17 protein-coding genes and 2 pseudogenes are annotated in these 20,602 nt (G+C 74.3%); 10 read left to right on the forward strand and 9 right to left on the reverse strand.

Annotation, left to right across the window (positions count from 1 at the left end; all coding sequences use genetic code 11):
• The 4 genes and pseudogenes from FA014_RS00925 to FA014_RS00940 form a co-directional block, all read right to left on the reverse strand.
• Positions 1-1,204 (reverse strand): annotated as a pseudogene (locus FA014_RS00925) (hypothetical protein); the annotation flags it as partial.
• A 143-nt stretch (positions 1,205-1,347) separates the two neighbouring features.
• Positions 1,348-3,063, reverse strand: coding sequence for a murein biosynthesis integral membrane protein MurJ (gene murJ, locus FA014_RS00930; RefSeq protein WP_154727843.1), 1,716 nt, complete (start codon positions 3,061-3,063; stop codon positions 1,348-1,350).
• A complete protein-coding gene (locus FA014_RS00935) occupies positions 3,060-5,393 on the reverse strand; it encodes a DUF6049 family protein (protein ID WP_154727844.1) in 2,334 nt (777 codons plus the stop codon). The genes murJ and FA014_RS00935 overlap by 4 nt, the downstream gene beginning before the upstream one ends.
• Positions 5,390-5,938 carry an NUDIX hydrolase gene (locus FA014_RS00940; RefSeq protein ID WP_154727845.1) on the reverse strand — a complete coding sequence of 183 codons (549 nt, stop codon included), beginning with the start codon at positions 5,936-5,938 and terminating at the stop codon, positions 5,390-5,392. The genes FA014_RS00935 and FA014_RS00940 overlap by 4 nt, the downstream gene beginning before the upstream one ends.
• A gap of 288 nt (positions 5,939-6,226) precedes the next feature.
• Here FA014_RS00940 and FA014_RS00945 point away from each other — a divergent pair, with 288 nt between their 5' ends.
• Positions 6,227-7,675 carry a CCA tRNA nucleotidyltransferase gene (locus FA014_RS00945; RefSeq protein WP_328288162.1) on the forward strand — a complete coding sequence of 483 codons (1,449 nt, stop codon included), beginning with the start codon at positions 6,227-6,229 and terminating at the stop codon, positions 7,673-7,675.
• 9 nt (positions 7,676-7,684) lie between these two features.
• On the opposite strand, the gene FA014_RS00950 is transcribed toward FA014_RS00945, so the two are convergent.
• On the reverse strand, positions 7,685-8,980 hold the full coding sequence (locus tag FA014_RS00950) for an MFS transporter (RefSeq protein ID WP_154727846.1): 1,296 nt from the start codon (positions 8,978-8,980) through the stop codon (positions 7,685-7,687).
• Between the two features lie 60 nt (positions 8,981-9,040).
• Between FA014_RS00950 and FA014_RS00955 the strand changes: the two genes are divergently transcribed.
• Positions 9,041-9,517: a hypothetical protein gene (locus tag FA014_RS00955; protein WP_154727847.1), complete on the forward strand. Its 477-nt coding sequence runs from the start codon at positions 9,041-9,043 to the stop codon at positions 9,515-9,517.
• A gap of 154 nt (positions 9,518-9,671) precedes the next feature.
• On the opposite strand, the gene FA014_RS00960 is transcribed toward FA014_RS00955, so the two are convergent.
• Both FA014_RS00960 and FA014_RS00965 read right to left on the reverse strand, forming a co-directional pair.
• Complete coding sequence (locus FA014_RS00960; RefSeq protein WP_154727848.1) at positions 9,672-10,766, reverse strand: inositol-3-phosphate synthase; 1,095 nt, start codon at positions 10,764-10,766, stop codon at positions 9,672-9,674.
• Entirely contained in the window at positions 10,763-11,419 is a 657-nt protein-coding gene (locus FA014_RS00965; RefSeq protein WP_154727849.1) for a PadR family transcriptional regulator, read from the reverse strand. The genes FA014_RS00960 and FA014_RS00965 overlap by 4 nt, the downstream gene beginning before the upstream one ends.
• Before the next feature lie 341 nt (positions 11,420-11,760).
• Between FA014_RS00965 and FA014_RS00970 the strand changes: the two genes are divergently transcribed.
• The 6 genes from FA014_RS00970 (at position 11,761) to FA014_RS00995 (ending at position 16,594) form a co-directional block, all read left to right on the forward strand.
• Complete coding sequence (locus FA014_RS00970) at positions 11,761-14,172, forward strand: transglycosylase domain-containing protein (RefSeq protein WP_195969102.1); 2,412 nt, start codon at positions 11,761-11,763, stop codon at positions 14,170-14,172.
• Between the two features lie 188 nt (positions 14,173-14,360).
• Positions 14,361-14,654 carry a 30S ribosomal protein S6 gene (rpsF, locus tag FA014_RS00975; protein WP_147795064.1) on the forward strand — a complete coding sequence of 98 codons (294 nt, stop codon included), beginning with the start codon at positions 14,361-14,363 and terminating at the stop codon, positions 14,652-14,654.
• A gap of 64 nt (positions 14,655-14,718) precedes the next feature.
• Complete coding sequence (locus FA014_RS00980) at positions 14,719-15,258, forward strand: single-stranded DNA-binding protein (RefSeq protein WP_154727851.1); 540 nt, start codon at positions 14,719-14,721, stop codon at positions 15,256-15,258.
• 113 nt (positions 15,259-15,371) lie between these two features.
• A complete protein-coding gene (rpsR, locus tag FA014_RS00985) occupies positions 15,372-15,608 on the forward strand; it encodes a 30S ribosomal protein S18 (protein WP_013772910.1) in 237 nt (78 codons plus the stop codon).
• Positions 15,609-15,622: 14 nt separating this feature from the next.
• Positions 15,623-16,072: a 50S ribosomal protein L9 gene (gene rplI, locus FA014_RS00990; RefSeq protein ID WP_154727852.1), complete on the forward strand. Its 450-nt coding sequence runs from the start codon at positions 15,623-15,625 to the stop codon at positions 16,070-16,072.
• Between the two features lie 222 nt (positions 16,073-16,294).
• Positions 16,295-16,594, forward strand: coding sequence for a hypothetical protein (locus FA014_RS00995; protein ID WP_154727853.1), 300 nt, complete (start codon positions 16,295-16,297; stop codon positions 16,592-16,594).
• A 63-nt stretch (positions 16,595-16,657) separates the two neighbouring features.
• Here the strand turns inward: FA014_RS00995 and FA014_RS01000 are convergent, their stop codons facing one another.
• A complete protein-coding gene (locus tag FA014_RS01000; RefSeq protein ID WP_154727854.1) occupies positions 16,658-17,974 on the reverse strand; it encodes an MATE family efflux transporter in 1,317 nt (438 codons plus the stop codon).
• Positions 17,975-18,316: 342 nt separating this feature from the next.
• Here FA014_RS01000 and dnaB point away from each other — a divergent pair, with 342 nt between their 5' ends.
• Together dnaB and FA014_RS01010 are read left to right on the forward strand one after the other, a co-directional pair.
• Complete coding sequence (dnaB, locus tag FA014_RS01005; protein ID WP_154727855.1) at positions 18,317-19,687, forward strand: replicative DNA helicase; 1,371 nt, start codon at positions 18,317-18,319, stop codon at positions 19,685-19,687.
• A 195-nt stretch (positions 19,688-19,882) separates the two neighbouring features.
• Positions 19,883-20,017: pseudogene (locus FA014_RS01010) on the forward strand (helix-turn-helix domain-containing protein); the annotation flags it as partial.
• A 207-nt stretch (positions 20,018-20,224) separates the two neighbouring features.
• Here the strand turns inward: FA014_RS01010 and FA014_RS01015 are convergent.
• Entirely contained in the window at positions 20,225-20,488 is a 264-nt protein-coding gene (locus tag FA014_RS01015; RefSeq protein WP_154727856.1) for a hypothetical protein, read from the reverse strand.
• Positions 20,489-20,602: the final 114 nt, after the last annotated feature.

Genomic DNA, 20,602 nt, shown 5'->3' on the forward strand with positions numbered 1-20,602 from the left:
CCGCCGCGCCCGCACCCGCTGCGCCGGTCGTGCCCGCACCCGCCGCGCCGGTCGTGCCCGCACCCGCCGCGTCGGCGCTCCCCGCGCCGCCCTGCGGCGCGCCCTGCGCCGGCGTCGTCGTGTCGTCCGCTGCGGGCTTCTGGTCGTCGGTCATCGGGCTGCTTCCCGTCGGAGGTGCGGTGGTCGTGCCGGTCCCCGCCCCCGCGGCGGCCGCCGCGGTGGAGGCCCCGGCACCAGCGGCCCCGGCGCCTGCGGCGGCGGCCCCCGCGGGCACCTGTCCCGGGAGGGCGGGCCAGCGGCCGGCGTCGGCGGCACGGAAGATCTCGTCGGCGCGGACGGCGCGCCAGGGCTCGAGCTCGCGCACGAGCTCGCCGGGGCTGTGCGGCCCGTCGTCGTGCGGTCCGAGCGTGACCGCGCACAGCGTGTCGAGGTCGGCGGGGACGCTGCCCACCAGGTCGACGGGCGGCAGCGGCGCGCCGTCGTGCTCGGGCGCGAGCGGCAGGCCGGCGTCGAGCTCGACGGCCGCGCGGGACGGCGCCGGTCCGCCGGCGGACCACTCGGCGAAGGTGGGCAGGGCGCCCGGGCCGGAGGCGGACACGGAGGGCCACCGGCCGGTCAGGGCGGCGTACAGCACGCGGACCAGGCCGACCGCGTCCGCGCGGCTCATCGCGTGCGCGGTGCCGCCGGCCGCGCCGACCAGCTCGCCGTCGACCGCGAGGCCCTCGAGCACCACGCGGCCGGCGGCGGTGAGGACGACGGCGTCGGGGCGCAGGGCGAGGTGGTGCACGCCGCGGCGGCGGGCGGCCTCGAGGGCGGCGGCGACCTCGCCCACGACGGCGCGCGCCTGGTCGGCGGGCAGCGGGGCGCGGCCGGCGAGAGCCGCGAGGCTGCGGCCCTCGACGGCGGCCGTGACGACGTAGCCGGTGCCGTCGGCCTGGCCGACGTCGAGGATGCGGGCGAGCCGGGGCTCGACCACGAGCGCGGCGCGCCGGGCGGCGTCCAGGACCGCGGCGGTACGCGGGCCGGACACCAGCGTCACGGTCACGGGCCGGGCGAGGATCTGGTCGGTGGCGGTCCAGCGCTCGGCGGACGGCAGGTCGGTGGGCCGGCGCTCGTCGAGCCGGTACCGGCCGGCGACGGTGCCGCCGAGCCGGCCGAGCACGGGGGCGTCGGGTCGTCCGGGGTCGCCGGGGCGGGCCTGCACCACTCGTCCTCCGTCCGGTCGTCGGTGTGCGTCGAGCCCGGCCGCCGAGGGCCGAGGCTCCTTGCCATGCTAGACGGGCAGGGGGTCCCCGCGTCCGATGCGCGCCCGGTCCCGGGCACCCGGGTGGGGCCGCGCGCCGGTGGTCACGACCGGCCCAGCCGGCGCAGCACGGGGGCCGCGAGCGTGTGGAGCTCGCGCACCCGGAGCAGCAGCAGCACGCCGACGTAGACGCCCGACATCACGACGGCACCGAGCACGCAGGCGAGCACCGCCCGCCCCCAGGTGTCCACGGGCCCGAGCTCCGCGAGCAGGGCGAGGCCCGCGCCGGCCGCGAGCACCGCGCCGGCCAGCGCCTTGACGTGCAGCGCCAGCACGCGGCGCCCGTCGATCCCGCCGAGCCGCCGGTGCACCGACACGAGCGCGACGCCGGCGCCGACCGCGTACGACACCGCCATCGAGAGGCAGGCCGCGGCGACCCAGTACCGGTCGTCGAGCGTGGCGCGCCCGATCTCGGTGCCGCCGACGACCACGGCGGCCATGACCACCTGCACGGGCACCATCGACCGCGCGTCCTCGTAGGCGTAGTACACGCGCTGGCAGAGCGACCAGATGCCGAAGGCCACGAGGCCGAGCACGAGCGCGACCACGGTGGTGGCGAGCGCGTGCACCTCGCGGTCCGGCGACTCCGGGAACAGCGCCCGGCCGAGCGGGAACGCCAGCACCGCGATGCCCGTCGTGGCGAGCACGGTGAACACGCCGACCGTCCGGAGGCCGAGCGACAGGTCGGACCGGACGGCCGCCGTGTCGCCGGCGGCGGCGCGGCCGGAGAGCCGGGTGAACAGCGCCGTCGCGAGCGACACCGTGACCAGCGAGTGCGGCAGCATGAAGATGAGGAAGGCCCGGTCGTAGACCGCGTTGCCGGCGGCACCCTGGGTCGCGACCGAGCTCGCGACCACGCTGATCCGCCAGACGCCGATCTGGCCGACCAGCAGCCCGAGGAACGTCCAGGTCGCCACCCGGCCCGCGTTGCCCAGGCCGGAGCCGCGCAGCCCCCACCGGGGCCGGTACCGGAACCCGCTGCGGTAGAGCGGCACCAGCAGCACGAGTGCCTGCACGACGATGCCCAGCGTGGCCGCGCCGCCGAGCAGGGCGGTCTGGCCCGCTGTCCAGTCGCCGACCTCGGCGCCGTCGGAGGTGCGCCCGAACACCTGCGCGAGCAGGAGCAGCCCGCCGATGAACACGACGTTGTTGACGACCGGCGCCCACATGTAGGGGCCGAACGACCCGCGTGCGTTCAGCACCTGGCCCAGCAGGGAGTACAGCCCGTAGAAGAACACCTGCGGGATGCACCAGAACGCGAGGGCGGTCGCGAACCGGGTCACCTCCGGGTCCGGGAACGAGGAGTAGAACGCGACGAACAGCGGCGCGGCGGCGGTGAGCACGACGGTCAGCCCGCCGAGCAGCACGATGCCCACGGTCAGCAGCCGGTCGACGTACTGCTGCCCGTCGGCGCGCTGGTACGCGCGCACCACCTGCGGCACCAGCACCGCGTTCAGCACGCCGCCGGCGATCAGCAGGTAGAGCGTGTTGGGCAGCTTGTTCGCGACGGAGAACGCGTTCGCGACCTCGCCGGTGACCCCGATCGCCCAGCCCAGCAGGGCGGTGTTGACGACGCCGAGCACGCGGGACGCGGCCGTGCCGGAGGCCATGACGAGCGAGGACCGGCGCAGGCCCGGGACGCGGGTGGCGGTGGCGCCGGCCGGGGCGCCGGGTCCGGCGTCCGTGCCGCCGCCGGCCGTCGCGCCCGCGGCGGTGCCGTCCGGGTCCGGAGCGCCCGCGTCGGTGGCGGGGGAGGTCATGGGTGGTCCTGTCGTGAGGGGGGTGCGTCGCCCGGGCGGGTGGCGGGCGGGGGCGTCGGTGCGGGGTCGCCGCCGGCGGCGCCCTCGGCGGCGGCGTCGCGGAGGACCCGCGCGCCGCGACGAGCGGTCTGCCCCCGGCGCACGGTCCGCCAGATGCCGAAGGTCAGGGCGAGCGCCAGCAGCACGCCGACGACGACGCCGCCGACGCTCTCGATCGTCGGGGCCACCCGCGCGGAGAACTCCTGCGGCGTGGCGAGCTGGCGCCCGGACTCGGACACCAGGGAGACGTCCACCGTCACGTCGCAGTTCGCGCTCGCGCGCAGGGTCATCGTCACCGTGGTGTCGGCCTTCGGCGCGACCTCGGTCACCGGCGAGCGCGCGGTGTCCAGGCAGGCCTTCTGCGGGCGGAGCTCGACCCGGACCCGCGCGGGCTGGTCGAGGGTGCTGCGGACGGCGACGCTGATCTGCGCCGAGCTCGAGATGACGGTGAACTGCTCGTTGAGCACGACCTCGAGCCCGGACTGCCGCTGCTGCGACTCGGCGATCGCGTCCTTGATGGCGGCGGCGCGGCCGTCGGGGTCCGCGCGCCAGGCGACGGCCAGGGGGGCGACGAGGTCGGCGTCGAGCCCCGCGAGCAGCGCGGCCGGGTCCGGCACCACCGCGGCGAACTCGCCCGCCGACCGCCACTGGGCCGCGAGCGCGTTCACCCACGCGGGAGTGAGCTCGGCGTCGGAGCGCTGCGACGCCGGCAGCGGGGCGCGCTCGGCGTCGTCCCCGTCGGCGCGGCCCGCCGCGTGCGCGGTGAGCATCTCGGCGACGGTGGTGGTGTCGACCCAGGGAGCCGACCCGAGGGCGGCCAGCTGCGCCTGGGTGACCGCCGCCGAGGGCTGCCAGTCACGCGGCGTGGTGGCGAGGACGTAGGTGTCCCGCGCGTCGTCGGACCGCGCGAGCACGGCCGTCTCGGCGAGCACCCGCTGCGCCGCCGTGGCCGCGGTGACGCCCGGCTGGGAGGTCGCGGGGTCGGACAGCAGGTCCGAGAGCGTCGGGTCGGGGACCAGCGCGGTGACGGCACCGGCCGTCGTGCCGACCGTGGTGGGGGAGCTGGGCGACTCGGAGTCCTCGGCGGGCATGGCGTCGGGGCCGACCACCAGCGGCGTGCCGGGGTCGGACTGCGCGGCGCGGGCCGCGGTGACGAGGTCCGGCACGTCGTCCGCGGTCCAGAGCACGGGACCGGCGTCCGCCCACAGGTCGGCGCCGGCCTCCGAGGGGACGCCGCGGGCCAGCGCGAGCAGGTCGGCGCTCCCCTCCGGGTCGCCGGCGTGCGCCACCGCGCCGAGGTCCGGGTCGGCCCACGGCAGACGCAGCACCTCGCGGTCCGCGGCCGCGCCGGTCAGCGCGGACAGCCAGGCCTGGTCGGCGCGGGAGCCGCTCGCCGCGCTGTCGACCAGCGCCGGGTCGACCGCCCAGGAGACGAACGGGTGCTCCCCGGTCGCCTGCAGCAGCTTGCTCAGCCGACCGCCCGCGGCGGTGAGCGCGGCGAGCCGGTCGTCGGTGCCCGCGCCGTCGTCTCCGGTCTCCGCGGCGGCCTCGCCGCCGGTCGGGGTCGGCGTGGGTGTCGGTGCGGCGCCCGCGGCCGTGCCGTCCTCGGCGCCCTCGTCGTCGTCGCCGAGCGAGGGGTCGGTGGCGGGCCCGACCACCGCGGACAGCACGCCCACCTGCGCGGTCGGCAGCTCGGTCGCGGAGTTCCAGATCAGGTAGGAGCGGTCCAGGCCGACCCGGGTGCGGCCGTCGGTGACGTCGAGGGTGAGCCCGCGCGGGCCCCAGGCGTCGTCGGTGCGCAGCAGGCCGATGTCGGCGGCGGGCACGGTCACCTGGACCGTGGCGCTCGCGCCCGGCTCGAGCGGGGCGTCGAGCGTGGTCACGGCGGCGACGTCGCCGATGGGGCTGGAGTCGCCGGCGTCGGCCCACGCGGCGACCTGCTCGCGGGTGGACATCCGGTAGCGGTAGATCCGGACGGACGCGCGCGGGGACTCGACGACCTCGTCGCCGTCGTTGCGCAGCGTCGCCGTCACGGTGAGGTCCTCGCCCGGCTGCAGCACCTGGGGCGCGACCGCGGTGATCGCGACGGAGACCGGCAGGTCGTCGGTGGACGGGGCGGCCGGGACGACGGGGGCCGCCGCGGCGGGCCCGGCCGCCGCGAGCGGGGCCGCCGGGAGCGGGGCCGCCGGGACGGAGCCGAGCGCCGGGACGCCCGAGAGCGCGACCACGCAGGCGGCCAGGACCGCCGCCGTGACCGCCCGTGCGCGCCCCGCGGTGCCGCGCAGCCTCATGCCTCGCCGACGAGGACCACGTGCGCGGCCTCGGCCAGTCGTCGCTCGTTGGGGTACGCGAGCCGCCCCGGCAGGTCCACCACCGGTACCCACGCCACGTCCTCCGCCTCGCCGTCCGGATCACCCTCGACGGTCAGCTCGCCGCCGACCGCCCCGAGGAGATAGTGGTGCACCATCTTGTGCACGCGGCGGTCGTCCCCGGTGAACCAGTAGTCGATGACGCCGAGGCGCCGCACGATGCGGCCGACGATGCCCGTCTCCTCGGCGATCTCGCGGACGGCCGCCTGCTCCGGCGTCTCCTCGCCCTCGAGGTGCCCCTTCGGCAGGCACCACTCCAGCCGACCGGCGCGGTTGCGGCGCGCGATCACGGCGGCGACGTGCAGCCCGGCGTCCAGGCGCACGACCAGACCGCCGGCGGACGTCTCCTCGACGACGGGCAGGTGCGGGTGCCGCGGCCGGGTCGCGCGGGGGTCGATCCGCAGCGCGTGACCGCCCGGCGGCGCGGGGACGCCCTGCGGGGGCAGGGCGCGCGCGGGCTCGGGCATGCAGGCCACTGTAACGACTCCGTCACGGCCGCCGGACGGACTCGGCGTGGAGGACCTGTGCGGGCCGACCGGCGGCGGAGCCGCGGCGGGACCGCCCCGACGGGTCGGGAGCGGGCGCGCGGACCCGGCCCCGGGACCCCCGGCGGGGCGGGCCGCCGCGCCGATCTGGCAGGCTTGGTCGTCGTGCCGTCCGACGACCTGACCCCCCGCACCGCGCCCGACGAGTCCCCGGCCGCGGCGGACGCCCTCGCACCCGCGGGCGGGGGGACCGGCGTCGACGCCGAGGCGCTGCTCGCCCTGCAGAAGCGCGCGCTCGGCGTGATCGCGGGGCTGGCCCCGGCGGCCCTCGAGCTCGGCGACCTGTTCCGCGCGGCGGGCCACGAGCTCGCCCTCGTCGGCGGGCCCGTGCGCGACGCGTTCCTCGGCCGGCCCAGCGCCGACCTCGACTTCACGACGTCGGCCACGCCCGACGAGACCGAGCGCATCCTCGCGGCGTGGGGCGACGCGCACTGGGACATCGGCCGGGCGTTCGGCACCATCGGCGCGCGGCGGCACGGGCGCCGCGGCACCGAGGACGTCGTGGTCGAGGTGACCACCTACCGGACCGACGCGTACGACCCCTCGTCCCGCAAGCCCGAGGTGGCGTTCGGCGACTCGCTCGAGGGCGACCTGTCGCGCCGCGACTTCACCGTGAACTCCATGGCGATCCGGCTCCCGGACCTCACGTTCGTCGACCCGTTCGACGGCCTGCGGGACCTGGCGCGCGGCGTCCTGCGCACGCCGGTGGACCCCCGCCAGTCGTTCGACGACGACCCGCTGCGCATGATGCGCGCCGCCCGGTTCGCCGCGCAGCTCGGGTTCCACGTGGAACCGGCGACGCTCGCGGCCGCGACGGACATGGCGGACCGGGTCGCGATCGTGTCGGCGGAGCGGGTGCGCGACGAGCTGGTCAAGCTGCTGCTGTCCCGGCAGCCCCGACCGGGCCTGCGCGTGCTCGTCGACACCGGCCTGGCGCAGCAGGTGCTGCCCGAGCTGCCCGCCCTGCGGCTCGAGATCGACGAGCACCACCGCCACAAGGACGTGTACGAGCACTCGCTGACGGTGCTCGACAAGGCGATCGCGCTGGAGACCGGCCCGGACGGCCCGGTGCCCGGGCCGGACCTCGTGCTGCGCCTGGCCGCGCTGCTGCACGACATCGGCAAGCCGGCGACCCGCCGGTTCGAGCCGGGCGGCGGCGTCTCGTTCCACCACCACGAGGTCGTGGGCGCCAAGCTCGTGGCCAAGCGGCTGCGGGCGCTGCACTTCGACAAGGCGACCGTCCAGGCGGTCGCCCGGTTGACCGAGCTGCACCTGCGGTTCCACGGGTACGGCGAGGGCGCGTGGACGGACTCGGCGGTGCGCCGCTACGTCACCGACGCGGGCCCGCTGCTGGAGCGGCTGCACCGGCTGACCCGGTCCGACTGCACCACGCGGAACGTGCGCAAGGCGCGCCGGCTGTCGGAGGCGTACGACGACCTGGAGGAGCGGATCGCGCGGCTCGCGGAGGCGGAGGAGCTGGCGTCGATCCGGCCCGACCTCGACGGCACGCAGATCATGGCGGTCCTCGGCATCGCGCCCGGCCGCGAGGTCGGCGAGGCGTACAAGCACCTGCTCGAGCTGCGCATGGAGCACGGTCCGCTGGGGGAGGAGCGCGCCCGCGCCGAGCTCGAGTCCTGGTGGGCGGCCCGGCAGGGCTGACCCGGCGGGTCAGGCGGGGACCGGCACCTCGGCGGGCTCCGTGGCCCGCGTGCGGTAGACCAGCGCCGTCGCCAGGTAGCCCGCCGCGATCAGCGCGAACACGGCGGGGGACCACCCCGTGTCCGGCAGCGCCACCGCGGCCAGGGCCGCCGCCCCGACGAACGCCGCGTTGAACAGGACGTCGTAGAGCGCGAAGGCCCGGCCCCGGAACGCGTCGGCGGTGTCCCGCTGCACGATCGTGTCGACGGCGATCTTGGCGCCCTGCGCCGCCAGGCCCAGCACGAGCGACCCGGCGAGCACAGCCGGGTAGGCGACGGTGAAGACGAGCAGCACCTGCGTCGCCGCGGCCAGCAGCAGGCACGCCGTGACCCAGCCGTGCGGGCCGATGAGCGGCGAGACGACGGGCGTCACGACGATGGCCAGCGCGAACCCGACGCCGGTGACCGCGGCCACCGTGCCGAACGTGACCAGCCCGGCGCGCGGGTCGGCGGGGTCGGAGAGCAGGTTGCGGGAGATGAGCAGGCTCGCGATGAACACGGCCCCGTAGAGGAAGCGGTGCACGGCCATGACGCCGAGCGCGCGGGCGGGGGTGCCGCGACGCACCAGGTACCGGGCCCCGTCGACGAGACCGCGGGCCAGCGTCCCGAGGGCCTGGCGCAGCTCGGCGGCGTCGGCCCGGACGTCGGGCCCCAGCCGGTCCTTCCCGAGCCGGGTGGCCAGAAGCGCGGCGACGGTCATCAGCACGGCCGCGGTCAGCAGCGAGGCGACGTCCTGGGCGCCGCCGTCGGGCAGCGCGAGGCTCAGCAGGAACCCCAGGCCCCAGCCGACCCCGGACGACACCGTCCCCAGGGTCGGGGTGATCGAGTTGGCGGTGAGCAGCAGCGGCCCGGCGACCACCCGCGGCTGGGACGCCGACAGCGCCGACAGCAGGAAGCGGTTGACCGACAGCGTCGCGAGGGCCAGCACGTACACCGCGGGCCCCACCCCCGCCGTCGCCATGACGAGCGCGACGACCAGCGTCAGCCCGGCGCGGACCAGGTTGCCCACCAGCAGCACCTGCCGCCGGCGCCAGCGGTCGAGCAGGACGCCCGCCCACGGCCCGACGACGGTGAACGGCAGCAGCAGCACCGCGAACGCGGCGGCCACGCCGGTCGCGGTCGTGGCGTTCTCCGGCGAGAAGAAGAACAGGGTCGCCAGGCCGGCCTGGAACAGGCCGTCGGAGCACTGGCTGACCAGGCGGACCGTGAGCAGCCGCCGGAAGTCCACCAGGGGCCACAGCTGCTTCAGATCGGAGACCACCTGCACCCCGACAGGCTAGCGGTGCCCCTGCCTACACTCGGCGGACCCCCGGAACCGAGGAGACGCATGACCACCGACGCCCAGGACGCCGCCCCGCTGCCGGAGGGCTGGCACCTCATCCCGCCGGAGACGCTCGGCACGCCCGGCATCGCGTTCGCCGCCGCGCACGAGACCCCGGACGCCGGCTTCACCGCCAACGTCACGGTGGGCGTGCAGCGCTCGGCCGACCCCGGCCTGGTGGTGGCGCTCGGCGCCGAGGCGGTCCGCGCGATCGAGGCGACCGAGCAGGAGGTCGTCGTGGCGCGCCGCGAGCAGCGGGGCGACTCCGCCGTCGCGCAGGAGGTGCACTTCACGACGACCGTCGACGGCGGGACGGTGCCGATGACGCAGGTGCAGGAGTTCGTGGCGGTCCCGGTCGCGGACGGCGGCCCCGACCGGGTGTGGACGGTGTCCGCCACCGCGACCCGGGCGCAGGCCGAGGCGCTCGCGGACGGGCTCGCGACGCTGCTCGACCAGCTGCGCGCGGAGATCGCGGGGGGCTGAGGCACGCGGAAGGGCCCGGCACCGTGTGGTGCCGGGCCCTTCGCCGTGGCCGCCCGGGAAGCAGCGCGCCGTTCTCCTGGTCGCGCTGATCCTGCGTTCCGCTACGGGCGGGTCACTCGCTGCGCTCGCGCCCCACCCTCCGCTGCACTCCGGATCAGCGCTCGATCTCGCCGCGGATGAACTTCTCCACGAGCTCCCGGCCGTGCTGGTCCTCGTGCTGGACCGGCGGGGACTTCATGAAGTAGGTCGACGCCGACAGGATCGGGCCGCCGATGCCGCGGTCCAGCGCGATCTTCGCGGCGCGGACGGCGTCGATGATGATGCCGGCCGAGTTCGGGGAGTCCCAGACCTCGAGCTTGTACTCGAGGTTCAGGGGCACCTCGCCGAACGCGCGACCCTCGAGGCGGACGTACGCCCACTTGCGGTCGTCGAGCCAGGCGACGTAGTCCGACGGGCCGATGTGGACGTTGCGGTCGTCCTTCTTGCCGGCCAGCGGGCCGTCCTCGAGGTTCGAGGTGACGGCCTGCGTCTTCGAGATCTTCTTGGACTCCAGGCGCTCGCGCTCGAGCATGTTCTTGAAGTCCATGTTGCCGCCGACGTTCAGCTGGTACGTGCGGTCCAGGATGACGCCGCGGTCCTCGAACAGGCGGGCGAGCACGCGGTGCGTGATCGTGGCGCCGACCTGGGACTTGATGTCGTCGCCGACGATCGGCACGCCGGCCGCCTCGAACTTCGCCGCCCACTCCGGGTCGGAGGCGATGAACACCGGCAGCGCGTTGACGAAGGCCACGCCCGCGTCGATCGCGGCCTGGGCGTAGAACTTGTCGGCCTCCTCGGAGCCCACCGGCAGGTAGGAGACGAGGACGTCCACCTTCGCGTCCTTGAGCGCCTGGACGACGTCGACCGGCTCCGCGTCGGAGACCTCGATCGTCTGCGCGTAGTACTTGCCGACGCCGTCGAGGGTCGGGCCGCGCTGGACGGTCACGCCGAGCGGCGGGACGTCGGCGATCTTGATGGTGTTGTTCTCGGACGCGACGATCGCCTCCGACAGGTCGAAGCCGACCTTCTTGGCGTCGACGTCGAACGCCAGGACGAACTCCAGGTCGGAGACGTGGTAGTCGCCGAACTGCACGTGCATGAGGCCCGGGACCTTGGCGCTCGGGTCGGCGTCGGCGTAGAACTGCACGCCCTGGACAAGCGACGAGGCGCAGTTGCCCACGCCGGCGATCGCAACGCGGATGGCGGTCATCCTCGCTCCTTCTGAGGGGGTAGTGCCGCGACGATGGAGTCATCCTCGACAGCGTTCGTGCGGGGGTCGGCCGGACGGCCGGCACCCCGGGGACGGGCGCCGCGGTTGCTGCGCTCGTGGTCGATGAGGTCGTCGAGCCAGCGGACCTCGCGCTCGACCTGCTCGAGCCCGTGACGCTGCAGCTCGAGGGTGTACTCGTCCATGCGGACGCGGGTGCGGGACACGGAGTCCTTGATCAGCTCCAGCCGCTCGGTCATCCGGGTGCGGCGGCCCTCGAGGATCCGCAGCCGGGTCTCGGCGTCGGTCTGGCCGAAGAACGCGAACCGGAAGCCGAAGTTCTCGTCCTCCCAGGCCGCGGGGCCGGAGGACGCCAGCACGTGCTGGAACTGCTCCTTGCCCTCCGCGGTGAGCTGGTAGACGATCCGGGCCCGCTTGCCGGCGAGGCCGTGGGCGGGCGCCTGCTGCGGGTCGGACCCCGCGATGAGGCCGCGCGCGACCAGGGACTTGAGCGCGGGGTACAGCGAGCCGTACGACAGCGCGCGGAACGAGCCGAGCAGCAGGTTGAGCCGCTTGCGCAGCTCGTAGCCGTGCATCGGGGAGTCGTGGAGCAGGCCGAGGATGGCCGACTCGAGCACGTCGGAACGTCCGCGCACCGTGGCCTCCCGTCCGGCTGTCCGCATCGCGATGTATCGAACTGATACATCGGGGAGGGTAGGACGAAGCGGGTGATCCGGGCAAGACCTGGGCCGCGTCCGGCGTGGCGGACCGTCCCGGCGGCGGTTCGCGGCCCAGGTCACGTGCCCGCGACCGGTGCGGCTGCCAGGATGATCAGCGGGCCGGGAAGCCCGGCGGGGGGCCTCGTGGCGATCGCGTGAAGGTCGCCGGGAGGGGCCGCCCGTCCGCGGGCGCGGCACGACCGCTCGCGCATACTGATCCGGGCCCGGACGGCTCCCTGCCGCCCGCCCCCCCCAGCAGTCCACAGGAAGGCAGTGCCGTGGCAGGCTCCAACCGACGGTCCACCGGGACCCCCGCGCGCGGCACCGCCGCGCCCGGCGGTCGGCGGCGGATCATCGACTACCCCCGGCGGGGCTACCGCGGTCTGCACCGCTGGCTGCCGTCGTGGCGGTTCGTCGTCGGCGCCGTCACCGGCTTCGTCTTCCTGTGCCTCGGGCTCGCGGTCGCCGCGTACGCGCTCACCGACGTGCCGGCCCCCGACGAGTTCGCGGAGGAGCAGGCGTCCACCGTCTACTTCGCCGACGGCACCACGGAGATCGGGACGTACCCCGGGCCGAACCGCACCCTGGTGGACTACGAGACGCTGCCCGCCCACGTCGGCGAGGCGGTGGTGTCCTCCGAGGACCGGACGTTCTTCGAGAACTCCGGCGTCTCGATCACCGGCATGGCGCGCGCGTTCTGGAACAACGTCCGGGGCGGCGCGACGCAGGGCGGCTCCACGCTGACGCAGCAGTACGTCGAGCGCTACTACGTCGGCGAGACCACGGTCAGCTACGTCGGCAAGGCCAAGGAGGCCCTGCTGGCGATCAAGATCGCGCAGTCCGAGACCAAGGAGCAGATCCTCGGCCGGTACCTCAACACCATCTACTTCGGCCGGGGCGCCTACGGCATCGAGGCCGCCGCCCAGGCGTACTTCGGCAAGCCCGCCGCCGAGCTCTCCGTCTCCGAGGCCGCGCTGCTGTCCGGCATCATCCCGTCACCCGGCAACTGGGACCCCGCGGTCAGCCCGGACAAGGCCGAGCAGCGCTGGAACGGCGTGCTCGACGGCATGGTCCGGGACGGCTACCTGACCCAGGCCGACCGGGACGCGCAGACGTTCCCGGCGACGGTCGAGTACACCCAGAGCGACCGGCTCGGCGGCACGAACGGCTACCTGCTGAACTACGTGAAGCAGGAGCTCGTCGCGACCGGGACCATCACCGAGGACATGCTCGAGCGGCGCGGGCTCAAGATCACCACGACGATCGAGCCGCAGGTCCAGCAGGACGCGGTCGACTCGGTGATCAAGCTGCTCGACCAGGACGACGACATGTACGAGCACGCGAACGGGGAGATCCCCTCGCCCAACCTCAAGGTCGGCGTGGTCTCGATCGACCCCGCGACGGGCGGCATCGTGTCGATGTACGGCGGCCGCGACTTCCTGACGGACCAGATCAACCGCGCCACCCGCGGCACCCAGCAGGCCGGCTCGACCTTCAAGCCGTTCACGCTGATCGCCGGGCTGGAGAACGGCGTCCCGCTCACCAAGTCGTACCCGGGGTACTCCCCGCAGGAGTTCGGGGACTGGAAGGTCAACAACTTCGGCTTCGAGGACTTCGGCACCATCGACCTGGTCAAGGCCACCGAGCAGTCCGTGAACACGGTGTACGCGCAGCTCAACCTCGAGGTCGGCCCGGAGAAGACCGCCGAGGTCGCCCAGCGCGCCGGCGTGAAGTCGCCCGTCAACAGCGAGCGGTCCAACGTGCTCGGCACCGACGCGGTCACCACGCTCGACATGGCATCCGCCTACGCGACCATCGCCGCGCAGGGCGTCTACCACAAGCCGTTCATGGTCGCCCAGGCCACCTACCCCGACGGCGACGTGGCCTACTCCGGCCAGACGCAGCCGGTCCAGCAGTTCGAGGCCGACGTCATGGCCGACACGACCTACGCGATGACCCAGGTCGTCGAGAAGGGCTCCGGCCGGGCCTACGTGAGCCCGCTCGACCGCCCGATCGCCGGCAAGACCGGCACCTCGAACGACAACAAGTCCGCGTGGTTCGTGGGCTTCACGCCGCAGATCGCCACCGCGGTGTCCCTCAGCCAGGTCGGCGACAACGGCAGCGACCCCGTCACGATCACCCCCTGGGGCGAGGACGCGTCCGGCCGGTCGCTCACGGTCAACGACCGCGGGATCACGGGCGCCACCTGGCCCGCCGCGGTGTGGGCCGACTACATGGGCAAGGTGTTCCAGGTCGAGAAGTACGCCCCCGTGGTGGACTTCCCGGCGCGCGCGAACGTGAACCGCGCCTCGGCGCCGACCTCGACGCCGACCACGCAGGCCCCCGTCGAGACCCAGGCGCCGGAGCCGGAGGAGCCGACGACGGTCGCGGTGCCGTCCGGGCTCACCGGCCAGCTCTCCGGCGACGCGCAGGCCGCGCTGCAGAACGCGGGCCTGGTGCCCTCGGTGGCCGAGGAGTTCAACGCCGCGGCCCCGGGCACCGTCCTCGGTGCGAGTCCCGGCGAGGGGTCGCAGGTGGCTCCCGGGTCGACCGTCACCCTGCGGGTGTCGAAGGGGCCGCAGCCGCAGCCCCAGCCGACGCAGCAGCCGACCCAGGGCGCCGGCCAGGCCGGCAACAACGGGCAGGCCGGCAACAGCCAGGCCAACCCGGCGCCCGGCGCCGGCGGCTGAGCCGCGCGGACCACGACCCGCACCGTCCACCCGGTCGGGCGGCCCCGAGGGGTCGTCCGACCGGGTAGACTGGTGCGCTGCTGTGCCCGCCCGACCGTCGCCATCGACGGTCACCTCCGGGGGCAGCGACGCAACGACACCCTCCTGCCACGGAACGACCGTGGCCGCCGAGACCAGAGGAGGTGGGTATGAGCCTGCGTCAGTACGAGATCATGATCATCCTCGACCCCAGCATCGACGAGCGCACCGTCGCCCCGTCGCTCGACAAGTACCTGTCGGTCGTCAAGACCGACGGCGGCTCCGTCGACAACGTGGACATCTGGGGCCGTCGCCGCCTGGCGTACGACATCAAGAAGAAGTCCGAGGGCATCTACGCCGTCGTCGACTTCTCCTCGACGTCGGACACCGCCAAGGAGCTGGACCGTCAGCTGGGCCTGAACGAGGTCGTCCTGCGCACGAAGGTCCTCCGCAAGGAGTCCTGACGCGTCAGACCGCGCGCGTACCGTGCGGGACACCCGCGAGCATCGACGAGAACGAGGAGCTGGCATGGCTGGTGACACCACCATCACGGTGATCGGGAATCTGACCGCCGACCCGGAGCTGCGGTTCACGCCGTCCGGCGCCGCGGTCGCGAACTTCACCGTGGCGTCCACGCCGCGCACGTTCGACCGCCAGAGCAACGAGTGGAAGGACGGCGACACGCTGTTCCTCCGCTGCTCGATCTGGCGGGAGGCGGCGGAGAACGTCGCCGAGTCGCTCACCAAGGGCACCCGCGTGATCGTCAGCGGCCGCCTCGTCCAGCGGTCCTACGAGACCCGTGAGGGCGAGAAGCGCACCGTCTACGAGCTGCAGGTCGACGAGGTCGGCCCGTCGCTCCGCTACGCCTCGGCCAAGGTCACCCGGACCCAGCGGTCCGGTGGTGGCGGCGGCGGGTTCGGCGGCGGCGGTGGCGGCGGCTTCAACGGCGGTGGCGGCGGCGGTGGCGGGTTCAACGGCGGCGGCCAGGCCGCGCAGCAGGACGACCCGTGGGCCACGCCCGCGGGCGGCGGCGGCGCGGGCGGCTACTCCGACGAGCCCCCGTTCTGATCGAGCACGGCTGACCGCCAGGTCGGCACCGGCGCCGCGCGCGCCATCACGAACATCCCATCCCGGGGCATGGCAACGCCCCGGGCTCCGTACGTAGAACAAGGAGCACCACGATGGCCAAGGCCGTTGTCCGGAAGCCCAAGAAGAAGCAGAACCCGCTCAAGGCGGCGAAGATCGAGTCGGTCGACTACAAGGACACCGCCCTGCTGCGGAAGTTCATCTCCGACCGCGGGAAGATCCGCGCCCGCCGCGTGACCGGCGTGTCCGTCCAGGAGCAGCGCGCGATCGCGCGGGCCGTGAAGAACGCCCGCGAGATGGCGCTCCTGCCGTACTCGTCGTCGGCTCGCTGAGAAGGAGCAACAAGATGGCCAAGCTCATCCTGACCCACGAGGTCACGGGCCTCGGCGCTCCCGGCGACGTCGTCGACGTCAAGGACGGGTACGCCCGCAACTACCTCGTCCCGCGTGGTCTCGCGACCGCGTGGAGCAAGGGTGCGGAGAAGGAGATCACGGCGATCCGCCGTGCTCGCAAGACCCGTGAGATCGCCACCCTCGACGAGGCGCGCGCCGTGCGCGACTCGCTCCAGGGCAACCCGGTGACCGTCTCGGCGAAGTCCGGCGACGCCGGCCGCCTGTTCGGTGCCGTCACGACCGCCGAGATCGCCGAGGCCGTCAAGGCCGCCGGTGGCCCGTCGATCGACCGCCGCAAGATCGAGGTCGCGCAGCCGATCAAGTCGACCGGCGAGTACGCGGTGCAGGTCCGCCTGCACCCGGAGGTCTCCGCGAAGCTGACCGTCAAGGTCGTCGCGGCCTGACGCCTCGCGCCCGCGCGAACCGCGCCCCCGTCCCGGTCCCCGGGGCGGGGGCGCGGTCGTCTCCGGGGGGCGTGCGCCCGGCGCCGAGATCGGCGCTTCCACCCGAGATCGGTGGTCGCAGGGACCGATCTCGGCGCGAAGCGCCGATCTGGGCGCGTGACGAGCCGGAGATCCGTCCCGCGGCCGAGGCGCCCGCGCCCCGGGTCGGCCTACGGTCGGGGCATGTCGGACGAGCGCACCCCCGCCCCGCCGGACGAGCCGGGCGGTCCCGGGTCCGGGCCCCCGCCGGAGCCGGCGGAGGACGCGACGGGCGGGCGAGCCGCCTACCTGCCCATCGGGATCGTGTTCATCGTGCTCGGCATGTCCGGGCTGCTCAACGACTCGATGCGGGCGTCGGCGTTCGCGTTCTTCCCGGTCGGCGTGGTGTTCCTGATCCTCGCGATGCAGGGGCGGTCCGAGTCCGACGACGCCGACGGTCCGGCCGGTCCGCCGGGGGACGACGACGGCCCGCCCCGGACCTGACCGGGGTCGCGGCGCGGCACCACCGGGCCGGCCACCGGGCCGTGGCCCCGCGACCGGGGCGCGTCACGCCCCGGTGACCATCCAGGTGTCCCGACGCGCGCGCAGGCCCGTCGTGACCGCGCGGGCGAGCATGAACACCCCGGCGAACGCCGCCCACAGCCACGCGAGCCCGGCCCAGCCGTCCGGCGCCCACGCGCGCACCGCCAGCGCGAACGGCACGTAGACCACGAGCGTCACCATGCCGGCCGCGGCGAGGAACCGGCCGTCACCCGCGCCGATCAGCACGCCGTCGAGCACGAACACCCACCCGGCCATCGGCATCAGCACCGCCGCCACCGCCAGGCTCAGGGTCACCGCGTGGCGCACGTCGGGGTCCGAGGTGAACAGGGCGGACAGCCACCACCCGAGACCGCCGGTGACGACCCCGAGCACGACACCCGCGCCGACGCCCCAGGCCAGCGTGCGGCGGAGCAGCGCGCGCACCAGGCCGGTGTCCCCGGCGCCGAGGGCGTGGCCGATGAGCGCCTGCGCGGCGATCGCCAGCGCGTCGAGCGCGAACGCCACGAAGCCCCAGATGGCGTTGACCACCTGGTGGCCGGCCAGCGCGACGGGGCCGAGCCCGGTGGCGACCCACACGGTCAGCAGGATCGCGGCGCGCAGGGACAGGGTGCGGAGCAGCAGCGGGGTGCCGGTGCGGACGCCCGCGAGGATGCCGCCCGGCGCGGGCCGCAGCGACGCCCCGGCGGCGCGGGCACCCCGGACGACGACCACCGTCAGGACGATCCCCATGCCGACCTGGGTCGCGGCGGTGCCGGCGCCCGAGCCGGCGATCCCCAGGTGCAGGCCGTAGACCAGCACCACGTTGAGGACGGCGTTCACGGCGGCACCGACCCCGGCGACCACGAGGGGCGTCTTCGTGTCCTGCAGACCGCGGAGGGCGCCCGTGGCGGCGAGCACGACCAGCATCCCCGGCAGGCCCGGCGCGGACGCGCGCAGGTAGAGCACCGCCTGGTCCGCGACGTCGCCGGTCGCCCCGAGCGCGCCCACGGCCCACGGGGCGACGAGCAGCGCCACCGCCGCCAGCAGCACGCCGAGCCCGGCCGCGAGCCACAGGCCGTCGACGCCGACCTGGAGGGCACCCGACCGGTCGCCGGCCCCGAGCCGGCGCGCGACCACCGCGGTCGTGGCGTACGCGAGGAACACGCACAGGCCCACGACGGTCACCAGGAGCGTCGACGCGAGCGACAGCCCCGCGAGCTCCGTCGTCCCCAGCCGCCCGACGATGGCCGAGTCGACCAGCACGAACAGCGGCTCGGCGACGAGCGCGCCCAGCGCGGGCACCGCCAGGCCGAGGATCTGGCGGTCGACGGTGGACGGCATCTGTCCGAGGCGTGAAATGGCGGCCAACTTCTTCCCGTCCACATGGGTTCACAGTGTTTGCGCCGGTGAGAACGCCCTGATCACAGGCGTGCCCGGCTTCATCCACACCTGTGTCCACGACCTGTGGACATCTCACGGTGCGTGTCCACAGCCTTCCACAAGCTCGTCCCCAGCCCCTGTGGACGTCTCGCTCGACGGACGGTCCCCCGGGGTCCTAACCTCGCGTCGGCGCGCGGACCGGACTCGCTCGCCCGCCCTCCGCCGACGTGTCGGGGGGCGGTGCTAGAACGGGTGTTCGACGGCAGTCGCCGGGGGACGAGCGAAGGTGGGGCGGGCAGCAGCGTGACGATCGAGGAGCTCGAGTACGGAGCCCCCGCGGGGCAGGGCCGCGCGGCGTTCGACCGGACCCCGCCGCAAGACCTCGACGCCGAGCAGAGCGTCCTCGGCGGCATGATGATCTCGAAGGACGCCATCGCGGACGTCGTCGAGGAGATCCGCGGCAGCGACTTCTACCGCCCGGCGCACGAGGCGATCTACGACGCGGTCCTCGACCTGTACGGCCGCGGCGAGCCCGCCGACGCCGTCACCGTCGCGGACGAGCTGACCAAGCGCGGCGAGATCGGCCGCGTCGGCGGCGTGCCCTACCTGCACACCCTCATCTCGATGGTGCCGACCGCGGCGAACGCCGGGTACTACGCCCGCATCGTCCGGGAGCGCGCCGTGCTGCGCCGCCTGGTCGAGGCCGGCACCCGCATCGTGCAGCTCGGGTACGCGACCGACGGCGGCGACGTCGAGGAGATCGTCAACAACGCCCAGGCCGAGGTCTACGCGGTCAGCGACCGCCGCACCACCGAGGACTACCACCGCCTCGGCGAGGTCGTCGCCGGCACCCTGGACGAGATCGAGTCCGCCGGGCACCGCGGCGAGGGCATGGTCGGCGTCCCCACCGGGTTCGCCGACCTCGACCGGCTCACCAACGGCCTGCACCCCGGCCAGATGATCGTCATCGCGGCCCGACCCGCGATCGGCAAGTCGACCCTCGCCCTCGACTTCGCGCGCGCCGCGTCCATCAAGCACCAGCAGGCGTCCGTCGTGTTCTCGCTCGAGATGAGCCGCTCCGAGATCACGATGCGTCTGCTGTCCGCCGAGGCGCGCGTGCCGCTGCAGAAGATGCGCAACGGCTCGATGGGCGACGACGACTGGCAGAAGCTCGCGCAGATCCAGGGCAAGCTCACCGAGGCCCCGCTGTTCATCGACGACTCGCCCAACATGTCGCTGATGGAGATCCGCGCGAAGTGCCGGCGGCTCAAGCAGAAGCACGACCTCAAGCTCGTGATCATCGACTACCTGCAGCTGATGTCCTCCGGCAAGCGCGTCGAGTCCCGCCAGCAGGAGGTCTCGGAGTTCTCCCGCGCGCTCAAGCTGCTCGCCAAGGAGCTCGAGGTCCCGGTCATCGCGCTGTCGCAGCTGAACCGTGGTCCCGAGCAGCGCACCGACAAGAAGCCCGCGATGTCCGACCTGCGTGAGTCCGGGTCCATCGAGCAGGACGCCGACATGGTGATCCTGCTGCACCGCGAGGACGCCTACGAGCGCGAGTCCCCGCGCGCGGGCGAGGCCGACCTGATCGTGGCCAAGCACCGTAACGGCCCGACCGACGTCATCACCGTGGCGTTCCAGGGGCACTACTCGCGGTTCGTGGACATGCAGGCGTAGGACGTCCTGTAGGTTCCACGTAGATCTTTCGGATTCCACGCCGGAATCTCGGTGGCGCTGCGGCGGCGCGATGCGGCGCGCTGAGCTGCGGTCCTCCTGATTGCCGCGGCTCGTCGAGTGTGCGAAACGGACGGGCTCTAGGGAATCGATGAGACGGTTCGGCGGTATGGAGGGCCTTCTGGGCGGTGAGGTGCCTCCGAGTTGGCAGGTGTAGGCGGCGTCGTGAACCTGTCGGTGCTGAAGAACGACCGGGCGCGGGCCATCCGGTTCTCGACGCTGACCGCCGCCTGCGACGTGCTCGGCTGCCAGGTCGGCGACCTCCTGGTGGTCCCCCCGCCTGGGCGGCCCGGCGCGGTCAGGTGCGCGAGCGGCGTGACCGGCGATGCCGGCCGCTCGGCAGCGGGCACCCCCCGTCTGACCGATTCGCACGCGAGGTGGGTTGGCACCGTGGTCGTCGATCTCAAGACACGGCCTACCGCGCGCCTTGCTGATGCGGCGCTGCAACTGGCCGGCAAGAGCGTGCGCGCGTGAACCGCTTCAGAGCCCCAGGTCGCGCTGAAGCGCATCAAGGGCGTAGCGGTGCCGGGGCCGTTTGATCCTGAGGCCGCCGTCGCGGGTCCGCTTCACGGAGTCGCCGGCGATGAGTTCGTCGACCGCGCTCCAAGAGCCACCGCGCTGGATCCAGTGTTGCAGGTCGGTCGCCGTCATCGGTCGCGTGAACACGCTTGCGAGCAGTTCGGCTTTCATGAGCGGCTCGGCCCACTCTCGCAGCGTCGGGTGTCCTTGCTCCAGCAGTTCCACGGTCGCTCTCCGGGTGGTCGGACCGCGGCTGGAGCCGCGGCTGTGCGGTCCCAGCGTGGCCCAGGTCGGTCTCCCTGGTGGGCGGTTGAGTGGTCATATCCGGCTTCGGTTGAG

This window comes from Cellulomonas hominis, from assembly GCF_005239125.1.
Lineage (GTDB): Bacteria > Actinomycetota > Actinomycetes > Actinomycetales > Cellulomonadaceae > Cellulomonas > Cellulomonas hominis_A.

Excerpts from the sequence above, each read along its gene's own strand:
- rpsR (WP_013772910.1), top strand. The coding sequence starts at position 15,372 with ATGGCCAAGGCCGTTGTCCGGAAGCCCAAGAAGAAGCAGAACCCGCTC.
- rplI (WP_154727852.1), top strand. The coding sequence starts at position 15,623 with ATGGCCAAGCTCATCCTGACCCACGAGGTCACGGGCCTCGGCGCTCCC.
- FA014_RS00935 (WP_154727844.1), bottom strand. The coding sequence starts at position 5,393 with ATGAGGCTGCGCGGCACCGCGGGGCGCGCACGGGCGGTCACGGCGGCG.
- FA014_RS00980 (WP_154727851.1), top strand. The coding sequence starts at position 14,719 with ATGGCTGGTGACACCACCATCACGGTGATCGGGAATCTGACCGCCGAC.
- rpsF (WP_147795064.1), top strand. The coding sequence starts at position 14,361 with ATGAGCCTGCGTCAGTACGAGATCATGATCATCCTCGACCCCAGCATC.
- FA014_RS01000 (WP_154727854.1), bottom strand. The coding sequence starts at position 17,974 with ATGCCGTCCACCGTCGACCGCCAGATCCTCGGCCTGGCGGTGCCCGCG.
- FA014_RS00960 (WP_154727848.1), bottom strand. The coding sequence starts at position 10,766 with ATGACCGCCATCCGCGTTGCGATCGCCGGCGTGGGCAACTGCGCCTCG.
- FA014_RS00940 (WP_154727845.1), bottom strand. The coding sequence starts at position 5,938 with ATGCCCGAGCCCGCGCGCGCCCTGCCCCCGCAGGGCGTCCCCGCGCCG.
- FA014_RS00955 (WP_154727847.1), top strand. The coding sequence starts at position 9,041 with ATGACCACCGACGCCCAGGACGCCGCCCCGCTGCCGGAGGGCTGGCAC.
- murJ (WP_154727843.1), bottom strand. The coding sequence starts at position 3,063 with ATGACCTCCCCCGCCACCGACGCGGGCGCTCCGGACCCGGACGGCACC.
- FA014_RS00995 (WP_154727853.1), top strand. The coding sequence starts at position 16,295 with ATGTCGGACGAGCGCACCCCCGCCCCGCCGGACGAGCCGGGCGGTCCC.